We start from the raw sequence: 25,293 nt of genomic DNA, 5'->3' as shown, positions 1-25,293 counted from the left end.
AAGGAGAGACAACCATGCGTATTTTGCATACAGCGGATTGGCACTTTGGGCGGACGCTGGAAGGCAGGAGCCGTCTAAACGAACAGGCTGCTTTCGTCGAAGAGTTCATACAGCTGGCGGATGAAGAGCAGGCAGACCTGATCCTGATCGCAGGGGATGTATATGATTCGGTTAACCCCCCGGCAGCGGCAGAGCAGCTGTTCTATGAGGCTGCTGCCAGATTGTCGCAGCAGGGCAAGCGCCCGGTCGTAATTATTTCCGGGAATCATGACCACCCAGATCGCTTATCGGCATCAGCGCCACTCGTGCATGAGCTTGGCGTGACGCTAATCGGGCAGCCTAGTCTGGAGCCAGTGACCATTCATTGTGCGAGAACGGGGGAAGATGCAGTTATTGCAGGGCTGCCTTATCCATCTGAGGCGCGATTAGGAGAGCTGCTTACAGCCTCCAATGAAGAACATGAGCTGCGCAGTGCATACAGCGCGAAGGTAGGGAAGCTGCTGCTTCATCAGGCCATGCATTTTCGACCTTCTACCGTTAATTTGATTATGAGTCATTTGTACGTTCTTGGCGGACTGGAGAGTGATTCTGAGCGCCCAATTCAGGTGGGTGGAGCTTATACTGTTGATCCAAGCGTGTTCGCTTGTATGGGAGCTCCTGCTGCACCGCAGTATAGTGCACTTGGCCATTTACATCGGCCACAGGCAGTGAAGGGGCCGGGGGTTATTCGCTACAGTGGATCGCCGCTCGGCTACAGCTTCTCAGAGGCGGGTCAGGCGAAGTCGGTCACTCTGCTGGATTTGGCACCGGGTCAGGAGGCTGTTCCTCAGGAGCGATTCCTCTCTTCCGGCAAGCCGCTCATGAAATGGAATGTTCGCGGTGGGTATGAAGAGACGCTTCGCTGGATTGAGGAGGGCAAGGATGCTGGTGCTTGGCTGGATGTCTGCATTCATCTTACAGAAGCACTGACGTTAGAGCAGATTCAGAAGCTGCGTCGAAATCATGAAGGTATCGTCAATATTCGTCCCATTTATCCAGAGATTGAACGAATTGCGGCTGAAGAAGGACGCCGTAGTGAACTACCGGTACATGAACTGTTCCGGCGGTTCTATGAGCGTCAGACTGGAGGAGCTAAGCCTGACGATGCATTAGTGGACTGCTTCTTGGAATTGATCGGAGAAGATGGGCTGGAGAAGGAAGGTGAAGGTGCATGAAGCCAATCGAGTTGAAGCTGGCAGGATTGCAAAGCTATCGAGAAGAGCAGTGCCTCGACTTCCGAACACTGTGCGAGACAGGTTTATTCGGTATATTTGGCCCGACAGGAAGCGGCAAGTCTACGATCTTGGATGCGATGACGCTCGCACTGTATGGGAAGGTAGAGCGAGCTACGAATGGCACGCAGGGCATATTGAATCAGGCGGAAAATCAATTGTCTGTTGCGTTTACATTTGAGTTGAACGGTGCTGGGGAGCGTAGGGCGTTCCGCGTAGAGCGCAGGTTCAAGCGGACGGGCGATATTACAGTAAGCAACTCGGTCAGTCGGTTTGTTGAGATTACGCCTGAAGGCGAGGTCGTCTTAGCTGACAAGCTGGCTGAGGTAACTCGCTGTGTTGAACAGCACATTGGATTGAAAATGGATGACTTCACAAGAGCGGTCGTTCTTCCTCAAGGCAAGTTCGCAGAGTTCTTGTCGCTTAAGGGCAGCGATAGACGTCAAATGCTTCAGCGTCTCTTCTCGCTTGAGAAATATGGAGATGAGCTGTCTGCTCGTATATCTCGTCGTGCCAAGGATGCTGAAGCCGAACTGATGGCTTACTCGGCTGAACAGCAGGGATTGGGTGATGCCTCGCAGGAAGCGCTGGCGAGTGCAGAACAGGCATTGACAGAAGCGGCGAAACAGGCAGAACTGGCCAAGGCGTCCAAGCAGGCTGCTGAGCAGGAGTATCACGCTATGGCTGAGCAGCGTGAGCTTCAACAGGAGCATGCACGAATATCGAGAAGAATGTCTGAGCTGCAGAATGAGGCGCCGAAGCGCGCTGAAGAGGAAACGAAGCTGAATCGTGCGAGAGAGGCAGAGCGGATTGCACCTATTGCCTTGGAAGCGGAGCAGTTGATTGTAAAGCGGAACATGGCTGTGGCAGAGCATGCATCTCGTGAAGAACAAGCGGGTATCGCTGCATCGGATGCACAGAAGGCTGTGACTGCTGCCGAGGAGGCGAAGCACGTTCAAGAGCGTGAAGAGCCGGAATTGCTCCGTCGGAGTGAGCAGCTTCAAGAGGCAGTTCGCCTGCAGCAGGAATGCGAGCGTCTACGCAAGGAGGAGGGCGAATGGAAGCTCCGCTTGGAGAGTGCCCATGCACGCTATGACTCTGCAGCGTCTGATATTGAACGATCAGAGCAGCTGCTTAAGAAGGCGGCGGCACGTCAAGAGGAGCTTCGAACGACGCTTGTGGCACATGTCAAGACTGCCGAGGAGCAGGAACACTTCCATCAGGCGATCTCTTACTATGATAAGATCACGTTCATGGAAGGACGCTCCAATGAGTTGAATAATCATCGAATGAAGCATGAAACACAGACAGAGACTGTCAATCGCAAGCTTAATGATAAGCTTGAAGAGCTGTTGTCCGCAGCTGGGACGATTCGACATAAACTGGAAGAGGGGCTTCATTCAAGAACATGCTGGAGACGGCTTCGCGAGCAAGTGACCCATCTCTTTGTACAGGTCGAATCGGCAATGGATGATGAGCGCCAGAAGCAGTGGAAGGAAACAGCGGAGCAAATGGCTGTCCAGTTAGCATTGTCATTGGTAAATAATGAGTCCTGTCCGGTATGCGGATCGAAGGAACATCCAGCCCCCGCCCATGTACATGCGAGTGCTAAGGTCAACTCTACAAATGGAGACGAGCGATGGCGGCAATGGGAGCAACTGAAGAACATATCGAGTCGATTGCTTCTGGATGTGGACGCTGAAGCAGCTCGTAGTCGTGAACAGTTCTCGACCTGGATGCAGCGTCTGCAGGAAGTGTCCGAGCGAGCGTCGCAACTGATACGCGATCAGTTGTCAGCAGTGGCTGAAGAAGACCAACTGAGAGGCGAACATCCTTCGTGGAGAGACTCTATGACCGAGCTTGCTGCCGCGCAATCGTTCGGTTTAGATAACAAGGACATGCTGTTGGAAGATGAATCGCCGCTGCAAGCCGACGAAGGAGCAGCTTCTGAGCAAGCAGGATCACATACGTACAAAGATGTTGAAGAATTGGATTTGACTGCAGTGGAGAATCAGTTGACAGCTCTACAGCAAGACGTGCAGTCATTCATCCAGAATGCTCGTGCAATGGAAGGCCTTATGGAGCAACTGCTGAAGGATGCTGCAGGCAAGCAATGGGAGCTGCAGCAATTGTCGTCTAGCTACCAATCTTCATTTGTGGCGTTGCGTGACGCCAATCGTGCATGGAAGGAAGCAGAAGAGGCTCTGGCCAAGCAGCATGAGGAATGGAATCTTCGTTACAAAGCGTTCCAATGGGAATTCGCGCAGATGCCGTCTTTGCAGCAGGAATGGACTGCAAGAGAAGCAGTCGTGAGCGATTGCCGGGAACGACTGGAGAAGAGTGCAGTTTATATAGAGGAAATGAAAGAACGAATTCTTCAATACACGAAAGAGCGTCAAGCTGCTGAGGTTGAGCGTGTCAATGCGCAAGCGGAGTGTAATGGTGTTGCCCGTCTACTAGGGGATTACGAGACTCGGTTGAAGCCATGGTTGCAGAAGCAATCCATAGAGGAGCTTGCAGCAGCTACATCAGCTCGTCTAGCAGAGCTTCGTGAACGAGTTAAGCGAACAGCGGACGAGGCTGAAAGGTTACGGGCTGCAAGCGAAGCTGCAGGCCGTCAGGCGGCTCTTGCTGCGCAAGCCTTGACGAGTCTGGCCGAGCAGGTAGAAGTGAGCGGTCAACGACTTCAAGATCTGCTGTCGAAGTCTTCCTTTACAGAAATTTCAGATGTGCATGCCGCTCGGATGACAGAAGAACTCACCTCACAATTAGAGCAAACGCTGCTCGCTTATCACGATTCAGTTCGGGATGTCAGTTCGCAGCTAAATCGATTGCAAGAGCGAATAGGTTCTTCAGTGGTTACGGATGAGCAGTGGAACGCTTGCAGCGAGAAGAAAGTGGCGGCCGAAGCAGCGGCAGAGGAAGCCCTTGCTCGGAAAGCAAAGGCAGAGCGGGACGCGGAGCAGTTACGTAGTAAGCATGCACGCTGGACAGAACTTGAGGAAGCACGCTCGCGCACCGAAGAATATGCGGGCCGATTGCACCAGCTGCAGGCTGTATTCCGTGGTAACGCCTTCGTTGAATTTATTGCGGAAGAACAGCTTATGCAGGTTAGCCGCGCTGCGTCAGAACGATTGAAGGTATTAACGAAGCAGCGCTATGCGCTGGAAGTGGATTCTGGCGGGGGCTTCGTCATCCGCGATGATGGCAATGGAGGTATCCGCAGACCGGTATCTACACTATCGGGAGGAGAAACCTTCTTGACTTCGCTTGCACTGGCTCTTGCACTGTCCTCTCAGATTCAATTACGAGGCAAGTACCCTCTCGAGTTCTTCTTCCTTGATGAAGGATTCGGGACACTCGATCCTGAGCTTCTTGATACGGTTGTTACCGCACTGGAGAAACTGCATTCGGATCGCTTGTCAGTTGGGGTAATCAGCCATGTTCCGGAGCTGCGTGCTCGCTTGGCGAGAAAGCTGGCTGTCATACCGGCAGAACAAGCAGGAGAAGGGTCACGAATCGTAATGGAAACGAATTAGATAGTTGTGAACTAGCTCACAGTAACAGTTTCAACAGGCTGTTATAATACAGGCAGCCGACATCAATAATTTTCCTATTTGCACCTCGGTGATCGTATTGTGTCTGCAAACAGTCGTGATCAATAATCAGAGTCGCGATGCATGCAGCAACAGTACGCTCACAGCGCTGACGCGCTGCCCGCAATTGCGGGGTACGAGGTGCTCTTTTTTTTGTCCTTTTTTTGATAAATTCCAACCTCATAGTACGGTATGTGCGCATACAAACGCTATTGCTATTTATAGATCACTTGGACAGGCTTCTTTTTTTTGCTATGATAAGGGTACGCCAAATTAAGAGACATACCGCCTGAATTCAGGCTCAGAGCGAATACATATTAAGGGAGGAATGAAAAGAGATGGATTGTATTTTTTGTAAAATTGTCGAAGGCTCCATTCCTTCGAAAAAAGTGTATGAGGATGATACGGTAGTAGCATTTCACGATATTACTCCCCAAGCTCCAGTACATATTCTCGTGATTCCGAAGAAACATATTGCAACAATGAACGATGCTGAAGGCGAGGATTTCGCCCTGATTGGAGACATTCATCGCGCTGCTCAGCAAATTGCACGTGAGCTAGGCATTGCAGAATCGGGATACCGCTTGATTAACAACTGCGGCAAGGATAGTGGACAAGTGGTATTCCATATCCATTATCATTTGCTTGGCGGCGAACAGCTGGGAGCATTGGTTGGATAAATCGCGTATTATAGCCATATAGTGGTAGATAAACATGCAGGAAAATGCCGCTGTGCAAACATTTCCAACCATGAAATGTCGTTATAATCTGTTCACATGGTTGACACCTAGTTTTACAATCACATATAATGTAATTTGATGAACCGTGTTTTTGTTCTTGGACGGTCTGTTCGGAGGGAGGGATAACTGGTGTCTGAAACGAAAGTTCGCAAAAACGAGACAATCGATGCTGCACTTCGTCGCTTTAAGCGCTCCATCGCGAAGGATGGCGTATTGGCTGAAGTTAAAAAGCGCAAGCACTATGAGAAGCCAAGCGTTAAGCGCAAGAAGAAGTCCGAGGCTGCCCGCAAGAGAAAGTTTTAGGAGGATTACGCACCAATGGATCTTAGCCAAAGATTGAACGAAGATATGAAGCAAGCGATGAAAAGTCAAGACAAGTTCAAACTCTCCACCATCCGAATGGTTCGTTCGGCGATCAAGAATGTTGAGATAGATGAAAGAAGAACTTTGAATGACGATGAAGTGCTTGAAATTCTAGGTCGTGAGATCAAACAGCGGAAAGATGCCCTCCACGAGTTCGAAAAAGCAGGTCGAGGCGATTTGGCAGATGGGGTTCGGGCGGAAATTGATATCTTGACGCCTTATCTTCCTGCTCAGCTTTCCGAAGAAGAGATAAAAGTGATTGTACAAGAGACCATCCAAGAGACCGGTGCTTCTTCGAAAGCCGACATGGGGAAAGTAATGGGTGCCCTCATGCCAAAGGTGAAGGGGCGCGCAGACGGCAAGTTAGTCAATTCTGTCGTGCAACAATGTCTGCAATAAACGATCTCTTTACGTCTATTGACGAAACGATAAAAAACACTCCTTATTCATAAGGAGTGTTTTTTTCTATATATCTAAAGATGAAACGCAAGGCATGATCAGGACGTATTATTATATGTGTTCAAAAGGGCTGTTTTCACAATGTGAGTCATGCCACAATTGTCAGCAAGCTTTTTGAATAGCACGTATCGCATTTGTCTACAACAGAATAAGAAAGGGGGTAGTCATCCACCATGCGGTATTTTCGAGGGAAACCACTAGGATTAGCCACCTTAGTTTTGACAGCGATCATGATCCTGTTCTCCTGCATCCCATTTGTAAGCGCTCAAGTGAAAGCGGAAGGCAGTTCGGCACACAATGTGATTGTCCTTCCACTGAAGGGAACGGTGAATCCAGTTATGGAATCCTTCCTGTTCCGTGCACTTGATGAGGCAGAACAGCTAAGTCCTGAAGCAATTATTATCGAGATGGACACACCGGGTGGAGAATTGGGATCTGCGGGCAATATCAGCCAGAGAATTATCTCCAGTCCTGTGCGTACGATTATGTTCGTAGAGGGCAATGCAGCATCGGCAGGCAGTTATCTTGCACTGAGCGCCAATGAGATCGCAATGACTCCAGGCAGTGCAATCGGATCGGCAGCCTTGGTTGATGGAGCTCACAATTATGTAAATGATCCAAAGCTGGTTGCCATGTGGGTTAGCAAAATGAAAGCCGTTGCACAAAAAAATGGCAGAGATCCGCTCGTTGCACAAGCAATGGCTGATTTGCAAGGCGCTTACGAAATTAAGGAGCTGGGACGGACAATACCATCGGGTGAGGTGTTGTCATTGAGCTCGGAGGATGCGCGTAAAGCCGGGTATGCGGAATATGTAGCTTCCAATACGGCAGATCTGTTGAAACAGTTGAAGCTGGATCAAGCAAATCTTGTTCAGATTGAGCCTTCTACCTCAGAACAAATTGCAGCCTTTGTTGTTCATCCAGGGATTGCGACATTGCTCCTGTTCCTTGGAATCGCAGGTGTTGCAATCGAACTGTTCGTACCAGGCTTCGGTGTCCCAGGAATACTGGGGATTGCTGGATTTGGTTTGTATTTCTTCGGTCACTACATTGCAGGACTAGCGGGGGTGGAGACCATCGTTCTATTCATCATTGGGCTAATACTGCTAGCACTGGAGTTGTTCATCCCGAGCTTCGGCATATTGGGCATACTAGGATCGTTAAGCTTGATTACGGGTGTCGTGCGAGCTGCTAATGATACTGCAGATGCGCTGATGTCGCTTGGCATTGCCTTCGCAGCTGCTCTGGTTGTGGTTATCATCGTCGTTCGTGTTTTCAAGCACCGCGGTATTTGGAATAAGTTCATTCTCCGTGATTCCTTGACGACAGATGAAGGTTACGTGTCGAATATAAATCATACAGAGCTGCTCGGGAAGACAGGGCGTGCATTGACAACATTGCGTCCATCGGGAACGGCTCTGATTGGGGATATCAAATATGATGTCGTCACAGATGGCGGTTTTATAAGCCGTGACGAAGAGGTTGAGGTTGTTGAGGTGGAGGGCGTACGGATTGTCGTACGATCGTTGACCAAAGATTGACCCCTTTATGTTATTTTTGACTATAGGTTCTAACCCTTGCTTCACACATATAACAAAATATTGGAGGATGATTGAATATGGATCCATCTACGGTAACTGCGCTATTAATAGGGGTTGTTATTGTTATTGCACTAAGTGTATTCTTTAGCTTCTTCCCAGTAATGCTCTGGATCTCGGCTATTGCATCCGGGGTGAAGATCGGGATTATCTCACTCGTCGCTATGCGTCTGCGCCGTGTAACGCCAAGCCGTATCGTCAACCCAATGATTAAGGCTACTAAGGCCGGTCTTGGACTGAATATTAACCAACTGGAGAGTCACTACTTGGCTGGCGGTAATGTTGACCGTGTTGTTAATGCGTTAATCGCTGCACAACGTGCGAATATTCATCTTGAATTCGAACGCGCAGCAGCAATCGATCTTGCAGGACGCGATGTATTGCAGGCGGTGCAAATGAGTGTTAACCCGCGTGTTATTGAAACGCCTATCGTTGCCGCTATGGCGAAGGACGGTATTGAAGTAAAGGTTCGTGCGCGCGTTACCGTACGTGCGAACATCGAGCGCCTAGTCGGTGGTGCTGGGGAAGAGACGATTATCGCGCGTGTTGGCGAAGGTATCGTTACAACTGTAGGTTCCAGCGCATCCCATAAAGACGTTCTGGAGAATCCAGATCTTATCTCCCGTACTGTACTCGGCAAAGGTTTGGATGCAGGAACGGCCTTTGAAATCTTGTCTATTGATATTGCAGACGTCGATGTAGGTAAGAACATCGGTGCACATTTGCAAACTGAGCAAGCTGAGGCGGATAAGCGCATTGCGCAAGCAAAAGCAGAAGAACGCCGTGCAATGGCAGTCGCACATGAGCAAGAGATGAAGGCACGCGTCGTTGAAATGCGTGCACTTGTTGTTGAGTCGGAATCTCAAGTGCCCCTTGCTATGGCTGAAGCGCTTCGTGGCGGCAAATTGGGTGTTATGGATTATATGAATTTGAAAAACATTGAAGCCGATACGCAAATGCGCGGTACAATCGGCAAGGTATCCGACAACAATCCCAACAATAATCACGACAACAAATCAGAAAGCTAGGCGATGAGCCATGGTGATCATTGAGAAGATTATTCATTTCGTCACAAGCAATCCGTTAATAGCGATTATTATTTTGGGAGCTCTTTTTTCTTCACTGGGCGGCTCGAAGAAAAAGGACAAAACCAACCGGATGCCTGATTTTAGTGGAGGGGCTGCAAAAAGCAGCGATGACAAGAGGTATGAAGATGCAGGCGAGGAGGAATATGAGGAGGTAGAACGCAAGCCAGAACGTCAGCCTGTGTTTACGACCAGCGCTGAACGTCCAGCGCCAGCAGGGATGGCTTCAAGTCCGGGTAACTCGTATGATTCCATTGACTCGGATGAGGCGCGTCTTACGGAGCTAGAGCAGCGTCTGGCTGCAATTGACCGAATGGCGAGCTCTATCTCGTCCGGATCAGCTTCCAGAGCCTCTAAGCGCCATACTTCATCAGTTGCTTCACCCGAACAGGTGCAGGGTTCTTCAAGCCGTGCAGTTACACCTGATGAAGTGATGCAGGGAGTCATTTGGGCGGAGGTGCTCGGTCCACCGCGTGCCAAGCGTCCCTATCAGCATCGCCGCTGAATCTATAAGTATTAATACAAGTCCATGCTGTTCCGTTCAGGAACAACTGTAGGCGAAGAGAGAAGTTCCACATACAGGGTTAGTACAATACGTGCTAAGCCTGCATAGTGGGGCTTTTTTTTATTTCTGCAGTTCCACAGACAATCATTAACATGGAATATTCCTCGAGGATCTCGCGTGAAGGGTCGCTGCAATCGTTATAATCGCGTCATTCTGCGCATAAATTGTAACGAATAGGAAGGGGGCCCGTCGCAAAATGAGTCGCTTTGGCCGCAAATTAAGCAACTGGACAGCGAATTGGCTGGATCTGCCGCAGGATACATTATCGGATACGCCCCGGTTAGCCATGATTGGAAATCGGCATCTTATCGTTGAGAACCACCGCGGGATTGTGCATTTTTCGAACGAGCTGGTTCGGTTGGCGCTAACCAATGGAGAACTAGAGATATCCGGATCAGAGCTTGTTATTCGGGCGATATGGACGGAAGAGATACGTATTGAAGGAATCATACGCAATATCACATACAATGGAACGGGGGAAATGAAGTGAAGGCACCTACGTTGGCCAATGCTCGCGGCTATGTTCGGGTTCGCATTCGAGGAGGGAATGCGGAGTCTTTTATTAATGCTGTCGTCTCCAAACAAATCCAAGTGTGGGATGTGCAGCGGATTTCGTTCCAAGACTTCCAGTGCTATGTACTGCTGTCTGAATATTTTAACCTGAGGCCCATTTTGAAGCAGACAGGCTGTCGGGTTCATGTGGAGCAGCGGATAGGATGGCCTTTTGCGTTGAGACGAGTTCTCCGCCGCAAGTTCTTCTTGATTGGCTTCGCTATGTTTATGCTTGGATTGTACATGCTCTCCTCGCTGGTATGGTCCATTGATGTGAAGGGCAATGATCGTATATCAACAGAGCAGGTGCTTGCGGCTGCGAAAGAGCAGGGGATATATCCTTTTCAGTGGACATTCCGTCTGCGTGACCCTGATCTAATTGCGAAGGCGATGCACACGAAGCTGAAAGAGGCATCATGGGTGGGAGTCAATTGGGAAGGGACCAGGGTATCAATTCAAGTGATTGAAGCAACGAAGCCCGACTCATTGAAATTGGTTAATCCAAGACATATTGTTGCTTCAGAGGATGCAATCGTAACTGATATTATCGCGGAGAATGGACGAGCTGTCGTTGCCCGCAATGCCCGCGTCAAAAAAGGCGCTGTACTTATTTCCGGGGCCGTTGGAACTGAAACTGAACCGAAGGATGTGGCGGCCAGGGGAGAAGCAAGAGGGCTCGTCTGGCACCAATATGAGATTTCCTCGCCGCTCGTCATGAAGCATAAAGTATACACAGGGGAAGAGAAAGAGAGAAAATATATCGTGACAGGCAACCGGAGGCTTATGGTCTCTGGATTCGGAGATATTCCTTATGCTCATTATGAACAGCTGCAGGAGGACAACACGCTGAAATGGAGGCAGTTGTCGCTGCCTATTGGCTGGACAAATGAGAAAATTAAGGAAGTTCAGTTCGCATCTGAGGAACGAACGGAGACGCAAGCTGCAGAGGCAGGACTGAAGCAAGCTAGGGCGGATGTGCTCGGCAAGAACGGACCTAATGCCCGCATTCATTCGGAAAAAATTTTGCATCAGAAGACGGACAATGGTAAAGTGGTCATGAAGGTGCTTTTTGAAGTGGAGCAATCAATAGCGGAAGAACTTCCGCTTGTTCGCCAGTTTGAACAGAAATCACAACCGGAATCAGAACCACATGAACAAGGACACTGAATACAAGGAGACTGAGGTTTTTGTCGCAACAACAGACTGTTAAAATTTCACTACAAAATGCTGCTGAAGGACTAGCCCTGTTCGGGCCGCAAGATAAGCATCTGCGCTTGATTCAAAGCCGTACAGATGCACTAGTGACATCGCGCGAGGCGGAGGTTGTCATTACGGGGGAAGCGGAAGAAACTGAAAAATTGGAGCAGTTATTCCTCGTTCTGCTCGAGCTGATTCGCAACAATATTATCCTGTCTGAACGGGATATCATGTATGCAGTCGATTTAGCGCAGGAATGGAAGGTTGACGAGCTGCTTGATTTATTCAGGGGCGAAATCGCTCATACATACCGCGGCAAACCGATCCGCGTTAAGACAATAGGTCAGCGGCATTATGTATCAACGATTAAGAAGAGAGACATCGTATTCGGTGTAGGGCCTGCAGGTACAGGGAAAACGTATCTTGCCGTTGTACTTGCCGTCGTTGCGTTGAAGGAAGGAGCCGTCAAGCGAATCGTTCTGACTCGGCCTGCAGTAGAAGCCGGAGAGAACCTTGGTTTCTTGCCTGGAGATTTGCAAGAGAAGGTAGATCCGTATTTGCGCCCTCTCTATGATGCGCTGTATGACGTGATGGGCACGGAACAGGTTGCTAAGGCTCTTGAGCGTGGATTGATTGAGATTGCGCCTCTCGCCTATATGCGGGGACGGACGCTGGATGATGCGTTCATCATATTGGATGAGGCACAGAACACGACCCCTGAGCAAATGAAGATGTTCCTGACACGACTTGGCTTCGGATCGAAGATGGTCATTACCGGGGATATTACCCAAATTGATTTGCCTCGCGGTAAGAGATCAGGTCTCGTGGAAGCAGGGCGAATCTTGAACGGGATTGAGGAGATCGGATTCGTGCATTTTGCCGAGCAGGATGTCGTTCGTCATTCCTTAGTGCAGAAAATTATTACAGCTTACCAGAAGGAAAGCGAAAACCAAGGATAGAGAGGACTGTTCTCTATGCTACAGACAAATCGTTCCGGCAACGGAAATAGCAAACGTCAAGTCAATATGACGGGATGGAAGTATAGCGTAGGTGTACGTTTTCTTCTGTTTTTCTTATTAACATTATTATTTTATTTCAGTTTGGCGCCGAGCATTCTGCCGGAGAAGCTGGATATTGAAGTCAATGCGAAGAGTGAGAAGGATATTATCGCACCGATTCAAATCCCAGATAAGAAGGCAACGCTTAAAGCCCAAGAGCAGGCTGCCGAGCGCGTGCAGCCCATTTATGAGATTATCTCGCTCAAAAATGAGCGCTTAATCGATTCTCTGTTCGAGCGTATCGACCAGTTAAATGACGATGAGCTCATATCGTACGCACAGAAGATCAGCTTATATCGCACCGTCATCCCTGATGAGGTCAGTAAGTATCTTAGGGAATTTCTGACGACAAGCCGCAATAAGGATACATATTCGAGTACACTGCTTGACGAAGTAAGTAAACGCATTGACGAGCAGAAATACGATATCCCTGAAGAAACGTATCTGAAAATTGCACGCTTGACTAAAGAAGACGTCGCCCAAATGAAGCCTGTTGCTCGGGAACTAGTGTCTAAGCTGATGGCTGACGCGGTTCCAGATGCCTCTGTGCCGCGAGCTAAGGTGCCGGAATACGTCAATGCAAGCTCGCTGGATAAACGCTCTGCTCGCGAGGTGGTGCAGGAGCTCGTTCGCCTCTGTATTACGCCAAACAAGTTCTACAATGATGACGCAACGAAGGATGCAAAGGTTCAGGCGCGGGAGAATACGCAGCCAATCTTCATTAAGCAGGGCGATATCTTTATTAAAAAAGGGCAGGTTATCTCTCAAGAGACTTATGATTTGCTAAAAGAGAACGATCTTTTGAAATCAGAAGTTAACTACTGGCCGCAATTTGGCTTGTTGCTTCTGTCGGTGATGTTCTCGCTCGTCTTATTTATGTTTATGCGTCAATCAAGCCATACTCATTTCAAGTTCAACAACGTGCAGTTGCTGATGCTTGTGTTGATTTTCATAATCAATATTATTGCGATTCATATAATCGGCTACGCGCAGACGAAGGAAATCCCTTATATTGGGTATGTCGCACCAACTGCGATGGGGGTTATGCTGATTACCCTGCTCATCGATCTGCCGCTAGCGTATATATGTGCAGTCGTTCTGAGTATCCTTGCGGGGATGATCTTGAACACCAACCAAGGCACGTTGTTTGATTTCCATTTTGGATTTTTTGCGCTCGTGACCAGTTACGCAGCGATATTCGCCATTCATCGTGCAAGCCAACGCTCCACGATCTTGAAGGCAGGCATTATGGTATGTATCTTCGGCAGTGTAACGGCTTTGACGCTGTCCATGCTATATGGAGAGCCAATGAATCAGAGTCATACGATGCTGTCGGCTGCATTTGCTTTTGCCAGCGGACTGCTCACATCAGTCCTTGTACTCGGACTGATGCCGTTTTTTGAAGTTACATTTGGCATTTTGTCTGCACTTAAGCTGGTTGAATTGTCCAATCCGAACCATCCATTACTGCGCAAACTTCTGACAGAAACACCGGGAACCTATCACCATAGCGTGATGGTAGGGAACCTGTCTGAACAGGCTGCGGAATCGATTGGTGCGAATGGACTGCTGTGTCGAGTAGGTGCCTACTATCATGATATCGGCAAAACGAAGCGTCCAAGTTACTTTATTGAGAATCAGACGAATATGGACAACCCGCATGATCAAATCGATCCGAAGCTGAGTACGTCCATTATCGTTGCTCATGCCAGAGACGGCGCTGAGATGCTGAAGGATTACAAGCTGCCGAAGCCGATACGGGATATTGCTGAGCAGCATCATGGTACAACCTTCTTGAAGTATTTCTACTTCAAAGCGAAGAAGCAGGCGGAAGAACAGGGTATTGAGCCTGACTTTACTGAGGATGATTTCCGTTATCCTGGGCCTAAAGCTCAATCGAAGGAAGCGGCTATTGTAGGGATAGCGGATTGTGTGGAAGCTGCAGTGCGTTCACTTCGTCATCCGACGGTCGAGCAAATTGAATCGATGATTCATAAAATTGTGAAGGATCGGATGGACGACAATCAGTTCAACGAATGTGATCTGACACTGCGCGAGCTGGATATTGTTGCTCAGTCACTGAAGGAGACTGTAATGGGAATCTTCCACTCCCGTATTGAGTATCCGGATGACTCGAAGTTGAAGAATAAGGACGCGGGTGCTGCAGCGGAAGCTCCGAAGTCGTAGCCTGCGATTGATTCGGTTGAACGTACATCTTAAAACTGCAAGTAAGGAGCAACGAACATGTCGAGTATGAAGCTGGAATGGAATGACGATCAAGACATTTACCCGATAGATCCTTCCCTAATTGAGCTGCTGGAGCGTATCCTACAGGAAGCTGCGGCGATGGAGGGCATTCAAGAGGGAGAGGTCGCGTTAACGTTCGTTGATAATGAGCAAATTCATGAGTTAAATCGTGAATATCGAGGAATTGATCGTCCGACAGATGTATTGTCCTTTGCCTTGAACGAATCTGTTGAAGAGGAATTGGACATTCTATACGAAATTGAGGATGAGCAAGAATTGGATGAGATGAATGATCTGCTTGGCGATATCATCATCTCAACAGAACGCGCCAAGGAGCAGGCTGATGAATATGGTCACTCCTTGGAGCGTGAAATTGGATTCTTGTTTGTTCACGGCTTCCTGCACTTGCTCGGATATGATCATCAGGATGAGCCAAGTGAACAAATTATGATGGACAAGCAGGAAGCAGTGCTGGAGAAGGTAGGTTTGCGCCGCTAATGAAGCGTCCGTGGAGCGATACCTTTCGTGTTGCCTTCGCAGGAATAGCCTATGCAATACGAACGCAGCGCAATATGAGGGTACATACAGCAATGAGTGTGTTGGCACTTCTATTAGGGGCTGTACTGCAAATATCGACTTCGGACTGGCTGTGGCTAGGACTCGCCATTACCATCGTAATCTCAGCTGAATTATTGAATACCGCAGTAGAATCTGTCGTCGATCTTGTGATGCCGAAGCCGCATCCATTGGCGAAGGTAGCCAAAGATACCGCCGCAGGAGCCGTGCTCGTGACGGCGGTATTCGCCGTTATAGTTGGCGTTGCTATCTTTTTCGAACCGGGAATGAAGCTGCTTGGTACGATTCTGCGCGTTATGCACGGATGAAGACATTCATACACGGCGCTATTGTCGTTATTGAACGGCAGAGCGCCGTGTATGCACATACAGAGAAGTTTTGGAGGGGAATTCATGTTTCATAATCAAGATCAAATGAATCGTAATACGTATAAATCGGGCTTCGTCGCGATTGTAGGTCGCCCAAATGTCGGCAAATCTACACTGATGAACCATGTGATCGGCCAGAAAATCGCCATTATGTCAGATAAGCCGCAAACGACACGCAACAAAATTCATGGCGTGTATACAACGGATCACTCGCAAATTGTATTTTTGGACACTCCCGGTATCCACAAGAGAAAGTCGAAACTCGGCGATTATATGAACAATGTGGCATTGAACACCTTGAATGAGGTAGAGGCTGTTCTCTTCCTTGTCGATGTATCTGCTGGGCTTGGCGGCGGAGATAAATATGTGATTGAACAATTGAAAAAAGTCCGTACTCCTGTCATACTCGTCATGAACAAAATCGATCAGGTTCATCCAGAGGCTCTACCGCCGATGATTACAGAGTACAATGAGCTGCACGACTTCGCAGCGATTGTGCCGATCTCGGCGATAAATGGAAGCAACGTCAACCGGCTGCTGGATGTGCTCGGAGGCTATTTGCCAGAAGGACCGCAGTACTATCCAGATGATCAAATTACGGATCATCCGGAGCAATTCGTCGTTGCAGAGTTGATTCGTGAGAAGATATTGCACCTGACGCGAGAAGAAATTCCTCATTCCATTGCGGTAACGATCGAGGATATGCGTGTGCAGGAGAATGGCGTTGTATATATCTCGGCAGTTATTTTCGTGGAACGGGATTCACAAAAAGGAATTGTTATCGGCAAGCAGGGTGCCTTGTTGAAAGAAATTGGAAAGTTGGCGAGACAGGATATCGAAAACTTGCTCGGTTCCAAGACATTCATGGAGCTATGGGTGAAAGTCAAAAAAGATTGGCGAAATCAGGATCGAGTCTTGCGAGATCTTGGTTTTAGACACGAGTAAATCTAGCGAGGAACAGGCTGGTCTAAACCATACACTCCAATTTTTGCAATGGATATTCCCTTCTAAGCAGCACAACCTAAATGATGACGCATAGTCTTACTGGTCTGTATCCGAAGATATTGCCTCGAACGTCCGCTTCAGGTACAGCAACTATAACTGCCACTATTGTTGCTTGCGGGCATCATAGGAGCATGTCATTGATTAAGGTTCTCTTAACGAAAGGGGATTGTTGCAATGCGTGATTTTTCATGGAATGTATTTGCGAAGACAGGGGATGTCGACGCTTACTTGCTATATAAGCAGGCAGGAATGACTGAAGAGCTTGAGGAGCACCCAACAGAGATTGCGCCAATCGTGGAGCAATCTGCAGATTAATAATGATTATGCAGCGTCAATCATGGGAGGACGAGAGTGTTATATCGGGTTGAAGGAATTGTCATCCGCAGCATGGACTATGGGGAAGGCAATAAGATCATCACACTTTGTACGAAATCTCACGGCAAAGTCGGTGTTCTTGTTCGCGGCGCGAAAAAGGTTCGCAGCCGACATGCTGCGGCGACTCAGTTGTTCACTTATGGAGAGTATGTGTTCTTTCGTGGAATGGGGCATATTGGTACTCTTAATTCTTGTGAGATAGTAGAGGCGAATCATCAGCTTCGTGAGCAGCTCCATCTGGCAGCCTATGCGTCCTATGCGGCTGAATTAGTGGATAAGGCACTGCATGATGAAGAAGCTGGGGGGCCAATGTTTGATCAATTCCATGCCTACTTGCAAGCTATTGCCCAAGGCAAGGATGTACAGGTGACAACCCATCTCTTCGAGATGAAATTGTGGCAGCGAACTGGCGTAGCTCCTCAACTGCATGCATGCGTCGCTTGCGGTACAGAGGAGAGGCTTGCTGCTTTTAGTTGGCGGTTAGGTGGTGCGCTGTGTGCAAGCTGCAAGCCGAGGGAACATGCGAATTACGTCGCCAATCTGCAAATGCTTGCATTGCTTCAAAAATTCGAGATGACAGACTTGCATCGTCTGGGCAATATTACATTGAAGCCTGCAACTAAGCTGCAGCTTCGGGCTTGCATGCGTGGTTACATGGATACGCATGTTGGGGTACGTCTGAAATCATTGCAGTTCCTTGAGCAGATGGAGAAATATGATCTGGCGCAGCTTGACGAGTAATATCCATTTCGCTATAATATATCAATAAATTGAGGTATACCTTGTGTTGAAGAAGAAAGTAGTTCGCAGCGTTTGAATGCAGCGATTCAGGGGCAGTGGAAGCCTGAACGAACGAACGAATGAAATGGCACTTTGGAGCAAGGCTCATGTGAAAGTGGATCGGACTATTTCGATCAAGTAGGGTGGAACCGCGGGAATATAACTCTCGTCCCTACGTCTGGCATCAGGCGTAGAGGCGGGAGTTTTTTGCATTCTCCCATACGTCAATGCCGTCAATATGAGGCAAAGGAGTCCTGACTGTGAATTTTCAACAAATGATTTTGACGTTGCAGCAATTTTGGGCCGAGCAGAATTGTATCATCGTACAGCCGTATGATGTAGAGAAGGGTGCGGGGACGATGAACCCGATGACCTTCCTTCGTTCCATCGGGCCAGAACCATGGAACGTAGCTTATGTAGAGCCATCTCGTCGTCCAGCTGACGGCCGTTACGGGGAGAACCCGAACCGATTGTATCAGCATCACCAGTTCCAAGTTATTTTGAAGCCATCTCCGGACAATATTCAAGAATTATATCTGGAGAGCTTGAACCGCCTGGGGATCGATCCGACAATCCACGATATCCGTTTTGTAGAGGATAACTGGGAATCGCCAACATTGGGTGCATGGGGCCTAGGTTGGGAAGTATGGCTTGATGGTATGGAAATTACGCAGTTTACTTATTTCCAACAGGTGGGCGGTATCGACGCACATCCAGTGGCTGTAGAGATTACGTACGGCTTGGAACGCCTTGCGTCCTATATTCAAGACAAAGAAAATGTGTTCGATCTGGAGTGGGTAGAAGGCGTAGCTTATGGCGACGTATTCCACCAGCCTGAATTCGAGCATTCGAAATATACATTCGAAGTAAGCGATACGGAGATGTTGTTTACGTTGTTCAATATGTACGAGAAAGAAGCAAATCGTGCGATGGATGCCCATTTGGTATTCCCAGCATATGATTATGTGCTGAAATGCTCCCATACATTCAACCTGCTTGACGCACGCGGTGCGATTAGCGTAACGGAGCGTACAGGGTACATTACACGCGTGCGCAATCTTGCACGCCATGTGGCTGCGACTTACTTGGAAGAACGTGAGAAGCTTGGCTTCCCACTCTTGAAGAAAGGAGAGGAACAAGATGCCTAGACATTTATTGCTCGAGCTTGGCTTAGAGGAAGTGCCTGCACGTTTCATTCGCAGTGCGATGGAACAACTGAAGGAGCGTACGGAACGCTGGATGACAGAATCGCGGATTGCCTACGGAACGGTATCTGCGTATGCAACACCAAGACGTCTCGCAGTGCTCATTCAGGACGTTGCAGATAAGCAGACAGACGTTCATGAGGAAGTGAAGGGGCCAGCCAAGAAGATTGCTCACGATGCGAGCGGTGAGTGGTCGAAGGCAGCCCTTGGATTTGCACGCAGTCAAGGCGTAGATCCGTCGGAATTCTTCTTCAAAGAGTTGAACGGAGTCGAGTATATCTACGCGAATAAGAGCAGCCTTGGTACGAATACGGCGGATGTTCTTGTTGAGGGATTGACTTCTATTATTCATGCAATGACTTTCCCGAAAAATATGCGTTGGGGTGCGAAGGATATGCGCTTCGTTCGTCCGATTCGCTGGATCGTTGCTCTGCATGGCGAGGATGTTATCCCACTTGAAATTGCAGGCGTAAAAGCGGGCCGCACGACTCGTGGACATCGTTTCCTTGGTGATGAGGCGGTTATTGATGCGCCGCTTCAATACGTGGAGCGCCTTCGTGAACAGTCCGTCATCGTTGATGTGGCAGAACGCGAAGCAAATATTAAGAACCAAATTCAAGAGCTGGCAAAGAGCAAGGATTGGCATATTGCGATTAAGGAAGATTTGCTGGAAGAGGTACTGTTCTTGGTTGAAACCCCTACCGTATTGTTCGGTGGATTCGATGAAGCATTCTTGAACATTCCTCAAGAAGTGTTGATTACTTCGATGCGTGAGCATCAGCGTTACTTCCCTGTATTGAATGCAGAGGGTCAGCTCCTTCCTTACTTCGTAACCGTGCGCAACGGTGACTCCAAGGGATTGGAGATGGTTGCAAAAGGAAACGAGAAGGTGCTGCGCGCACGCCTGTCTGACGCGAAGTTCTTCTATGAAGAAGATCAAAAGCTTAAAATTATCGATTGCGTGCACAAGCTAGATTCAATCGTGTTCCACGAGGAGCTAGGCTCGATCGGGGATAAGGTGCGCCGCATTCATGCAATTGCGGATGCATTGGCGCTGGCGGTTCAGACGGATCGTGAGACAGCGCTGTGGGTAAGCCGTGCTGCGGATATTTGCAAGTTCGACCTTGTTACGCAAATGGTCTATGAATTCCCTGAATTGCAGGGGGTTATGGGTGAGGATTACGCTCGCAAGGCAGAGGAACCAGAAGCGGTAGCCCAAGCGATCAATGAGCATTACAAGCCTAGATTCGCAGGCGATCCAGCACCAGCTTCACTTGTCGGTTCGATTATCAGCATGGCTGACAAGATGGATACGTTGACTGGCTGCTTCGGCATCGGCATAATCCCGACAGGATCGCAGGATCCATATGGTTTGCGGAGACAGGCGACAGGTATTGTGCAAATTCTATTGGAACGCAATCTTCCACTTACTTTGCATACGCTCTTCAACATTACGCTTGATGTATATGAACAAGCAGGATTGTTGAAACGTGAACGTGAGGAAGTTCGTAAAGAATTGTATGAATTCTTCGGCTTGCGGGTGAAGAATGTGTTGTCTGATTCCGTTCGATACGATGTTGTTGATGCGGTAATGGCTGCTGGCTATGACGATGTGAAGCTCACAGTAGCTCGTGGAGAAGCACTTATGCATGCTGTACAGGCAGATGAGTTTAAGCTGACGGTTGAATCGTTCAACCGTGTAGGTAATCTGGCTGCTAAAGCAGACAGCAAGGAGATACGTTCTGAGCTGTTCGAGCATGATGCAGAACGCAATCTTCATGAGAGCTGGCTGCGTGTGCATGAAGCTTATGAAGCAGCTTATAGCAATCCATCAGAGGCACTGAGCGTATTGTCCCAGCTGAAGGATGAAGTCCATTCGTTCTTCGAACAAGTGATGGTTATGGCTGAGGATCAAGCGGTGCGGGCGAACCGCTTGGCTTTGCTTGCGAATATTGCAAATGACATTCAGCGCTTCGCAGATTTCTCCAAGCTTGTCTGGGCGTAATAAGCAACAATGAGATTTATCGTCTATGGACAGTAGGGTAGTTGTTGTAAATGGATGGAACATGAAGAAGGGATTCTTCGGATTCTCTTCGACATGTTCCATCCTTATTTTCATCGATTCGACAAAAACTGAGTTGATGTAGAGGAAATCCGGATTTCGAAGCAGGAATTTTAAACGATACAGCGTATATAATATAAACGGTGAAACGATTAATGAAAGTTCCGACGCTTTACGAAAATGGTGAGAACATGTCTTCTAAACTTCGAATCGTAGTAGACGCCGATGCTTGTCCTGTGAAAAATGAAATTGTTGCCGCAGCCATTGAAATGGGTGCAGGAGTTATTTTTGTAGCTTCTTATGCTGCATTTGCTCCAGACTGGCAGCTTATGAATCTTGATATTCATACTGTTTTTGTGGATCAAGCGTTTCAAGCGGCGGATATTTATATTGCCAACACAGCGCGGTCAGGGGACGTAGTGGTTACAGGCGACTACGGGTTGGCCGCGCTCTGTTTGCCAAGAGGTGCATCCGTACTTACGCCGAGAGGCAGCGAGCTGACTGGCGATAATGTAGATGAGTACCTCACAAGGCGGCATATCTCAAGCAAAGCGAGAAGAGCAGGTTTACGAACGAAAGGTCCGCGAGCGATGAGTGAAGAGGACCGCGAAATTTTCCAACATAAACTGACAAAACTTTTGCTTCGTGAGCAGGAGAAAATGCGCCCATAGCGAATTAGTAATACGTGTTCAGATGAAGGTGATTGACGATGAACGGATATGGACTTATTCCTGACGAAGTTCGCGATGAAGTATTGAAGCGCAACGATATCGTCGATATTGTTGGACAATACGTCCACTTATCGAAGAACGGTAAATATTTGAAGGGGCTCTGCCCTTTTCATTCAGAGAAGACACCATCGTTCACGGTCACGCCGGAGAAGCAAATTTTCCATTGCTACGGCTGCGGGAAGAGCGGGACAGCCATTCAATTTGTGATGGGCCTTGAAGGATATTCCTATCCTGAAGCGATTACCCATCTAGCTGAGTTGGCGGGCATTCCTATAACATGGGGAAGCGGTGACTCGTATGCTGAACGCAATCCGCGGAATGAAGCGAAGGATCGGCTGATTGAAGCACATGAACTGACTGCGAAGATGTATCATTACATATTAATGAATACGACGGAAGGTCAGGAAGCGCTTCGCTATTTGCGTGAACGCGGCATTAATGACAAGCTCATCGAACAGTTTCAGATTGGATACGCACCGCCGAATTGGGATATGATCGTGAAGTTTCTAACGAAACGGCAGTTCGACCTAGCTCTGGTAGAGAAGGGCGGTATCGTATCGGCTAGAACGAATGGTGAAGGGTATGTCGATCGTTTCCGTAACCGGGTCATGTTCCCGATATGGGATCGCCGGGGACGCATTGTTGGATTTGCAGGAAGGGTACTGGACGGAAGTCAGCCCAAATACTTGAACTCACCCGAGACCATGCTATTCAACAAATCGAAGCTGCTGTACAATGTGCATCAAGCAAGACCGCACATTAAGCGCAGCGGAGAAATTGTTCTGTTTGAAGGATTTGCAGACGTTATTCAAGCGTGGGAAGCCCAAGTGATGAATGGCGTTGCAACAATGGGAACTGCGTTAACCTCTGAGCATGTCCAGTTGCTGAAGCAGCTCGGAGATAGTGTTACGTTATGTTATGACGGCGATGATGCTGGACAAGCAGCCGCCATGAAGTCGATTGACCTATTAGAGGGAAGCGGCCTTCATGTTGCTGTCGCCATGCTCCCTGATCGGATGGATCCTGATGAATTTATTAAGGCACACGGAGCTGAACGGTTCAGGCATGCGATCATCGCGTCAGCTGTTACGCCAACCAAATTCAAGCTTATATCTTTACGTCGAAATCATATACTGCTAGAAGATGATGGCAAACGGCGCTTCAAAGATGCGGCGTTGCGTGTTGTGGCGCAGGTTGAATCTCCTGTCGAACGGGAGATGCATTTGAAGGAGCTCGCTTCACTGCTTGAATTATCAGGGGATTCTGCGATTGCTTCTTTGAAGCAAGAATGCGCGAATATCCGTCAAAAACTGCAAAAAAACAACCAAAACGGGGATAATCAAGACAATTGGTGGAATAATGTTAGGAATGATAAACAAGTTATCTCCCCGCCCGTGTTGCGTCCAGCATATGTCTATGCAGAACGCAGTCTGCTGGCGCTAATGTTCCAAGATATTGAAGTGTCCAACTATGTGGAGCGGAATCTTGGTGAGCAATTCAATGTAGATGATCATGCGGCACTTGCCGCTTATCTATATGCTTATTACGCGCAAGGCAAGGAGCCTGATTTCAGTTGTTATTTGGCGACGTTGCAAGATGACCGATTAGAGAAAACGGCTGCATCCATATCGATGGCTGAAGTGCCATTGCGAAATGACACCGCCTTATTAGACGATTACATCGGTCAGATCTTGAAAGTGCCTAGGCATCGTGAAATTGAGCGTAAAAAGGAAGAAATGGTGCAGGCGGAGCGTTCTGGAGACATCTTGCGTGCCGCGCAAATTGCACAAGATATTATAGCCCTAGAGCAACAACTGAAGCGGTAGGAAGCAGAAGTTTCTAGGGAGGAGGGAGTCGGAAAATGGCGAATGATCAACATACTGGACTAGATGCCGAAGCAGCGTTGGAACATGTGAAGGATCAATTGATTGAGCTCGGTAAAAAGCGCGGCTCGCTCAGCTATAAAGATATTACTGAAAAGTTATCGACGTTCGATCAAGACCCTGAGCAGATGGATGAGTTTTATGAACAGCTATCTGATTTGGGCATTGAAGTGGTAAATGAAACGGAAGATGGAATGGGCAATCGCAATAATGGTGATCGGGAGAATGGGGATAACGAAGATTTCCATTTCGATGATGACTTATCGCTGCCGCCGGGAATTAAGATTAATGACCCGGTTCGGATGTACTTAAAAGAGATCGGCCGTGTTCCGCTCTTGTCAGCAGAAGAAGAGATCGAACTTGCGAAGCGAATTGAGCAGGAGGACGAAGAAGCGAAGAAACGCTTGACGGAAGCGAACTTGCGCCTCGTAGTCAGCATTGCGAAGCGTTATGTTGGACGCGGAATGCTGTTCCTCGATTTGATTCAAGAAGGAAATATGGGACTGATTAAGGCTGTTGAGAAATTCGACTATAGCAAAGGATACAAGTTCAGTACGTATGCAACATGGTGGATTCGCCAAGCGATTACAAGAGCGATTGCCGACCAAGCGCGTACAATCCGTATCCCTGTTCATATGGTAGAAACGATTAATAAGCTTGTCCGTGTATCCCGTCAATTGCTTCAAGAACTTGGACGCGAACCAACTCCAGAAGAAATTGCAGCAGAGATGGAACTTAGTGTTGAGAAAGTACGCGAGATCATGAAGATTGCTCAGGAACCGGTATCGCTTGAGACACCAATTGGTGAAGAAGACGATTCTCACTTGGGAGACTTCATTGAGGATCAAGAAGCATTGGCACCTGCTGATGCGGCAGCATATGAGCTGTTGAAGGAGCAGTTGGAGGATGTCCTTGACACATTGACAGAACGTGAAGAAAATGTGCTTCGTTTGCGCTTTGGTCTCGATGACGGCCGTACTCGCACCTTGGAAGAGGTAGGCAAGGTATTCGGTGTCACACGCGAACGGATTCGCCAAATTGAAGCGAAAGCACTTCGTAAATTGCGTCATCCGAGCCGCAGCAAGCGACTTAAAGATTTTCTTGAATAGTGGCTAACGACGAGACCTTCTTGCGCGCAGTATGCGTGGGGAAGGTCTTTTGTCGCCATGTAAGGCATTCCCACACAGGAGCGTGACAAGCCTCATGGATCAGAAGCAGCGCCAATGGATGTCGCAGGAAATTGCACGTTGGAGACATAATCGATTATTGCCGGAACGCTATTGCGAATTCCTTGCTCAATTGTATCAACTGCCAGAATCAACAGAAGCAGCTGAGCCGTCTGCGGTATCTAACAGACGCTTCGCGGAATGGCTGGCCAATCTTCCTGCCGCCAAATGGCTGGCGTTATTTATCATTTCTGGTTTGTTCTGTACTGCTGGATTTCATTTTACCGCTTTTGACATTCCAATGCAAATTGGGGCTGTCGCCTTATTTGCCCTTATTAACTATGGGCTTGCCGTCTTCAATTCAAAGTATGCGGCAAAGAAAAGTAAAGTGTAAATCGCGGTATTTACAAG

At 48.4% G+C, this 25,293-nt stretch carries 23 protein-coding genes; all 23 read left to right on the top strand.

Features of this window, described 5'->3' with window-relative positions; all coding sequences use genetic code 11:
* Nucleotides 1-14 precede the first annotated feature (14 nt).
* Nucleotides 15-1,214 (top strand): exonuclease SbcCD subunit D, encoded by a 1,200-nt coding sequence (locus tag BP95_RS0102165; RefSeq protein WP_021256810.1) that lies wholly within the window; start codon nucleotides 15-17, stop codon nucleotides 1,212-1,214.
* On the top strand, nucleotides 1,211-4,810 hold the full coding sequence (locus BP95_RS0102160) for an AAA family ATPase (protein WP_028531293.1): 3,600 nt from the start codon (nucleotides 1,211-1,213) through the stop codon (nucleotides 4,808-4,810). Before BP95_RS0102165 ends, BP95_RS0102160 begins: the two co-directional genes overlap by 4 nt.
* A 395-nt stretch (nucleotides 4,811-5,205) precedes the next feature.
* Nucleotides 5,206-5,547 carry a histidine triad nucleotide-binding protein gene (locus BP95_RS0102155; protein ID WP_021256808.1) on the top strand — a complete coding sequence of 114 codons (342 nt, stop codon included), beginning with the start codon at nucleotides 5,206-5,208 and terminating at the stop codon, nucleotides 5,545-5,547.
* Nucleotides 5,548-5,736: 189 nt separating this feature from the next.
* Entirely contained in the window at nucleotides 5,737-5,910 is a 174-nt protein-coding gene (rpsU, locus tag BP95_RS0102150; protein ID WP_005547957.1) for a 30S ribosomal protein S21, read from the top strand.
* A gap of 15 nt (nucleotides 5,911-5,925) precedes the next feature.
* Complete coding sequence (locus tag BP95_RS0102145; RefSeq protein ID WP_021256807.1) at nucleotides 5,926-6,369, top strand: GatB/YqeY domain-containing protein; 444 nt, start codon at nucleotides 5,926-5,928, stop codon at nucleotides 6,367-6,369.
* Between the two features lie 233 nt (nucleotides 6,370-6,602).
* A complete protein-coding gene (locus BP95_RS33700) occupies nucleotides 6,603-7,970 on the top strand; it encodes an NfeD family protein (RefSeq protein WP_028531292.1) in 1,368 nt (455 codons plus the stop codon).
* Between the two features lie 77 nt (nucleotides 7,971-8,047).
* On the top strand, nucleotides 8,048-9,055 hold the full coding sequence (floA, locus tag BP95_RS0102135) for a flotillin-like protein FloA (protein WP_028531291.1): 1,008 nt from the start codon (nucleotides 8,048-8,050) through the stop codon (nucleotides 9,053-9,055).
* A gap of 10 nt (nucleotides 9,056-9,065) precedes the next feature.
* A complete protein-coding gene (locus BP95_RS0102130; RefSeq protein ID WP_028531290.1) occupies nucleotides 9,066-9,617 on the top strand; it encodes a hypothetical protein in 552 nt (183 codons plus the stop codon).
* A gap of 256 nt (nucleotides 9,618-9,873) precedes the next feature.
* Nucleotides 9,874-10,167, top strand: a complete 294-nt coding sequence (yqfC, locus tag BP95_RS0102125) for a sporulation protein YqfC (protein ID WP_021256803.1) — start codon at nucleotides 9,874-9,876, stop codon at nucleotides 10,165-10,167.
* Nucleotides 10,164-11,396 carry a sporulation protein YqfD gene (yqfD, locus tag BP95_RS29385; protein ID WP_051613966.1) on the top strand — a complete coding sequence of 411 codons (1,233 nt, stop codon included), beginning with the start codon at nucleotides 10,164-10,166 and terminating at the stop codon, nucleotides 11,394-11,396. The genes yqfC and yqfD overlap by 4 nt, the downstream gene beginning before the upstream one ends.
* Before the next feature lie 20 nt (nucleotides 11,397-11,416).
* Nucleotides 11,417-12,385, top strand: coding sequence for a PhoH family protein (locus BP95_RS0102115; RefSeq protein WP_021256801.1), 969 nt, complete (start codon nucleotides 11,417-11,419; stop codon nucleotides 12,383-12,385).
* Nucleotides 12,386-12,400: 15 nt separating this feature from the next.
* Nucleotides 12,401-14,671 carry an HD family phosphohydrolase gene (locus tag BP95_RS29380; RefSeq protein WP_051613965.1) on the top strand — a complete coding sequence of 757 codons (2,271 nt, stop codon included), beginning with the start codon at nucleotides 12,401-12,403 and terminating at the stop codon, nucleotides 14,669-14,671.
* Nucleotides 14,672-14,728: 57 nt separating this feature from the next.
* Nucleotides 14,729-15,229 (top strand): rRNA maturation RNase YbeY, encoded by a 501-nt coding sequence (gene ybeY, locus BP95_RS0102105; RefSeq protein WP_021256799.1) that lies wholly within the window; start codon nucleotides 14,729-14,731, stop codon nucleotides 15,227-15,229.
* Nucleotides 15,229-15,615, top strand: coding sequence for a diacylglycerol kinase family protein (locus BP95_RS0102100; protein WP_021256798.1), 387 nt, complete (start codon nucleotides 15,229-15,231; stop codon nucleotides 15,613-15,615). Before ybeY ends, BP95_RS0102100 begins: the two co-directional genes overlap by 1 nt.
* Before the next feature lie 84 nt (nucleotides 15,616-15,699).
* Nucleotides 15,700-16,620 (top strand): GTPase Era, encoded by a 921-nt coding sequence (era, locus tag BP95_RS0102095; RefSeq protein WP_370510413.1) that lies wholly within the window; start codon nucleotides 15,700-15,702, stop codon nucleotides 16,618-16,620.
* A 234-nt stretch (nucleotides 16,621-16,854) separates the two neighbouring features.
* Nucleotides 16,855-16,995: a YqzL family protein gene (locus BP95_RS32205; protein ID WP_081676194.1), complete on the top strand. Its 141-nt coding sequence runs from the start codon at nucleotides 16,855-16,857 to the stop codon at nucleotides 16,993-16,995.
* 36 nt (nucleotides 16,996-17,031) lie between these two features.
* The gene (recO, locus tag BP95_RS0102085) at nucleotides 17,032-17,796 is read left to right on the top strand and encodes a DNA repair protein RecO (RefSeq protein WP_021256796.1); all 765 of its coding nucleotides are present in this window, start codon (nucleotides 17,032-17,034) and stop codon (nucleotides 17,794-17,796) included.
* A gap of 299 nt (nucleotides 17,797-18,095) precedes the next feature.
* Nucleotides 18,096-18,983, top strand: coding sequence for a glycine--tRNA ligase subunit alpha (gene glyQ / locus BP95_RS0102080; RefSeq protein ID WP_021256795.1), 888 nt, complete (start codon nucleotides 18,096-18,098; stop codon nucleotides 18,981-18,983).
* Nucleotides 18,976-21,045, top strand: coding sequence for a glycine--tRNA ligase subunit beta (gene glyS / locus BP95_RS0102075; protein WP_028531289.1), 2,070 nt, complete (start codon nucleotides 18,976-18,978; stop codon nucleotides 21,043-21,045). Before glyQ ends, glyS begins: the two co-directional genes overlap by 8 nt.
* Before the next feature lie 212 nt (nucleotides 21,046-21,257).
* The gene (locus BP95_RS0102070) at nucleotides 21,258-21,773 is read left to right on the top strand and encodes a YaiI/YqxD family protein (protein ID WP_021258132.1); all 516 of its coding nucleotides are present in this window, start codon (nucleotides 21,258-21,260) and stop codon (nucleotides 21,771-21,773) included.
* A gap of 38 nt (nucleotides 21,774-21,811) precedes the next feature.
* Nucleotides 21,812-23,659, top strand: coding sequence for a DNA primase (gene dnaG, locus BP95_RS0102065; RefSeq protein ID WP_028531287.1), 1,848 nt, complete (start codon nucleotides 21,812-21,814; stop codon nucleotides 23,657-23,659).
* Nucleotides 23,660-23,694: 35 nt separating this feature from the next.
* The gene (gene rpoD / locus BP95_RS0102060; RefSeq protein ID WP_021256791.1) at nucleotides 23,695-24,825 is read left to right on the top strand and encodes an RNA polymerase sigma factor RpoD; all 1,131 of its coding nucleotides are present in this window, start codon (nucleotides 23,695-23,697) and stop codon (nucleotides 24,823-24,825) included.
* A gap of 94 nt (nucleotides 24,826-24,919) precedes the next feature.
* Nucleotides 24,920-25,276 carry a hypothetical protein gene (locus BP95_RS31705; protein ID WP_051613964.1) on the top strand — a complete coding sequence of 119 codons (357 nt, stop codon included), beginning with the start codon at nucleotides 24,920-24,922 and terminating at the stop codon, nucleotides 25,274-25,276.
* Nucleotides 25,277-25,293 lie beyond the last annotated feature (17 nt).

The sequence above is a fragment of the Paenibacillus sp. UNC217MF genome (assembly GCF_000686865.1).
Lineage (GTDB): Bacteria > Bacillota > Bacilli > Paenibacillales > Paenibacillaceae > Paenibacillus_B > Paenibacillus_B suaedae.
This window is presented reverse-complemented; position numbering and strand designations above follow the sequence as displayed.

Bases quoted from the DNA above. Each gene is read 5' to 3' on its own strand.
- BP95_RS0102165 (WP_021256810.1), top strand. From the start codon at position 15: ATGCGTATTTTGCATACAGCGGATTGGCACTTTGGGCGGACGCTGGAA.
- BP95_RS0102160 (WP_028531293.1), top strand. From the start codon at position 1,211: ATGAAGCCAATCGAGTTGAAGCTGGCAGGATTGCAAAGCTATCGAGAA.
- BP95_RS0102155 (WP_021256808.1), top strand. From the start codon at position 5,206: ATGGATTGTATTTTTTGTAAAATTGTCGAAGGCTCCATTCCTTCGAAA.
- BP95_RS0102145 (WP_021256807.1), top strand. From the start codon at position 5,926: ATGGATCTTAGCCAAAGATTGAACGAAGATATGAAGCAAGCGATGAAA.
- BP95_RS33700 (WP_028531292.1), top strand. From the start codon at position 6,603: ATGCGGTATTTTCGAGGGAAACCACTAGGATTAGCCACCTTAGTTTTG.
- floA (WP_028531291.1), top strand. From the start codon at position 8,048: ATGGATCCATCTACGGTAACTGCGCTATTAATAGGGGTTGTTATTGTT.
- BP95_RS0102130 (WP_028531290.1), top strand. From the start codon at position 9,066: ATGGTGATCATTGAGAAGATTATTCATTTCGTCACAAGCAATCCGTTA.
- yqfC (WP_021256803.1), top strand. From the start codon at position 9,874: ATGAGTCGCTTTGGCCGCAAATTAAGCAACTGGACAGCGAATTGGCTG.
- BP95_RS29380 (WP_051613965.1), top strand. From the start codon at position 12,401: ATGCTACAGACAAATCGTTCCGGCAACGGAAATAGCAAACGTCAAGTC.
- ybeY (WP_021256799.1), top strand. From the start codon at position 14,729: ATGTCGAGTATGAAGCTGGAATGGAATGACGATCAAGACATTTACCCG.
- BP95_RS0102100 (WP_021256798.1), top strand. From the start codon at position 15,229: ATGAAGCGTCCGTGGAGCGATACCTTTCGTGTTGCCTTCGCAGGAATA.
- era (WP_370510413.1), top strand. From the start codon at position 15,700: ATGTTTCATAATCAAGATCAAATGAATCGTAATACGTATAAATCGGGC.
- BP95_RS32205 (WP_081676194.1), top strand. From the start codon at position 16,855: ATGCGTGATTTTTCATGGAATGTATTTGCGAAGACAGGGGATGTCGAC.
- glyS (WP_028531289.1), top strand. From the start codon at position 18,976: ATGCCTAGACATTTATTGCTCGAGCTTGGCTTAGAGGAAGTGCCTGCA.
- BP95_RS0102070 (WP_021258132.1), top strand. From the start codon at position 21,258: ATGAAAGTTCCGACGCTTTACGAAAATGGTGAGAACATGTCTTCTAAA.
- dnaG (WP_028531287.1), top strand. From the start codon at position 21,812: ATGAACGGATATGGACTTATTCCTGACGAAGTTCGCGATGAAGTATTG.
- rpoD (WP_021256791.1), top strand. From the start codon at position 23,695: ATGGCGAATGATCAACATACTGGACTAGATGCCGAAGCAGCGTTGGAA.
- BP95_RS31705 (WP_051613964.1), top strand. From the start codon at position 24,920: ATGGATCAGAAGCAGCGCCAATGGATGTCGCAGGAAATTGCACGTTGG.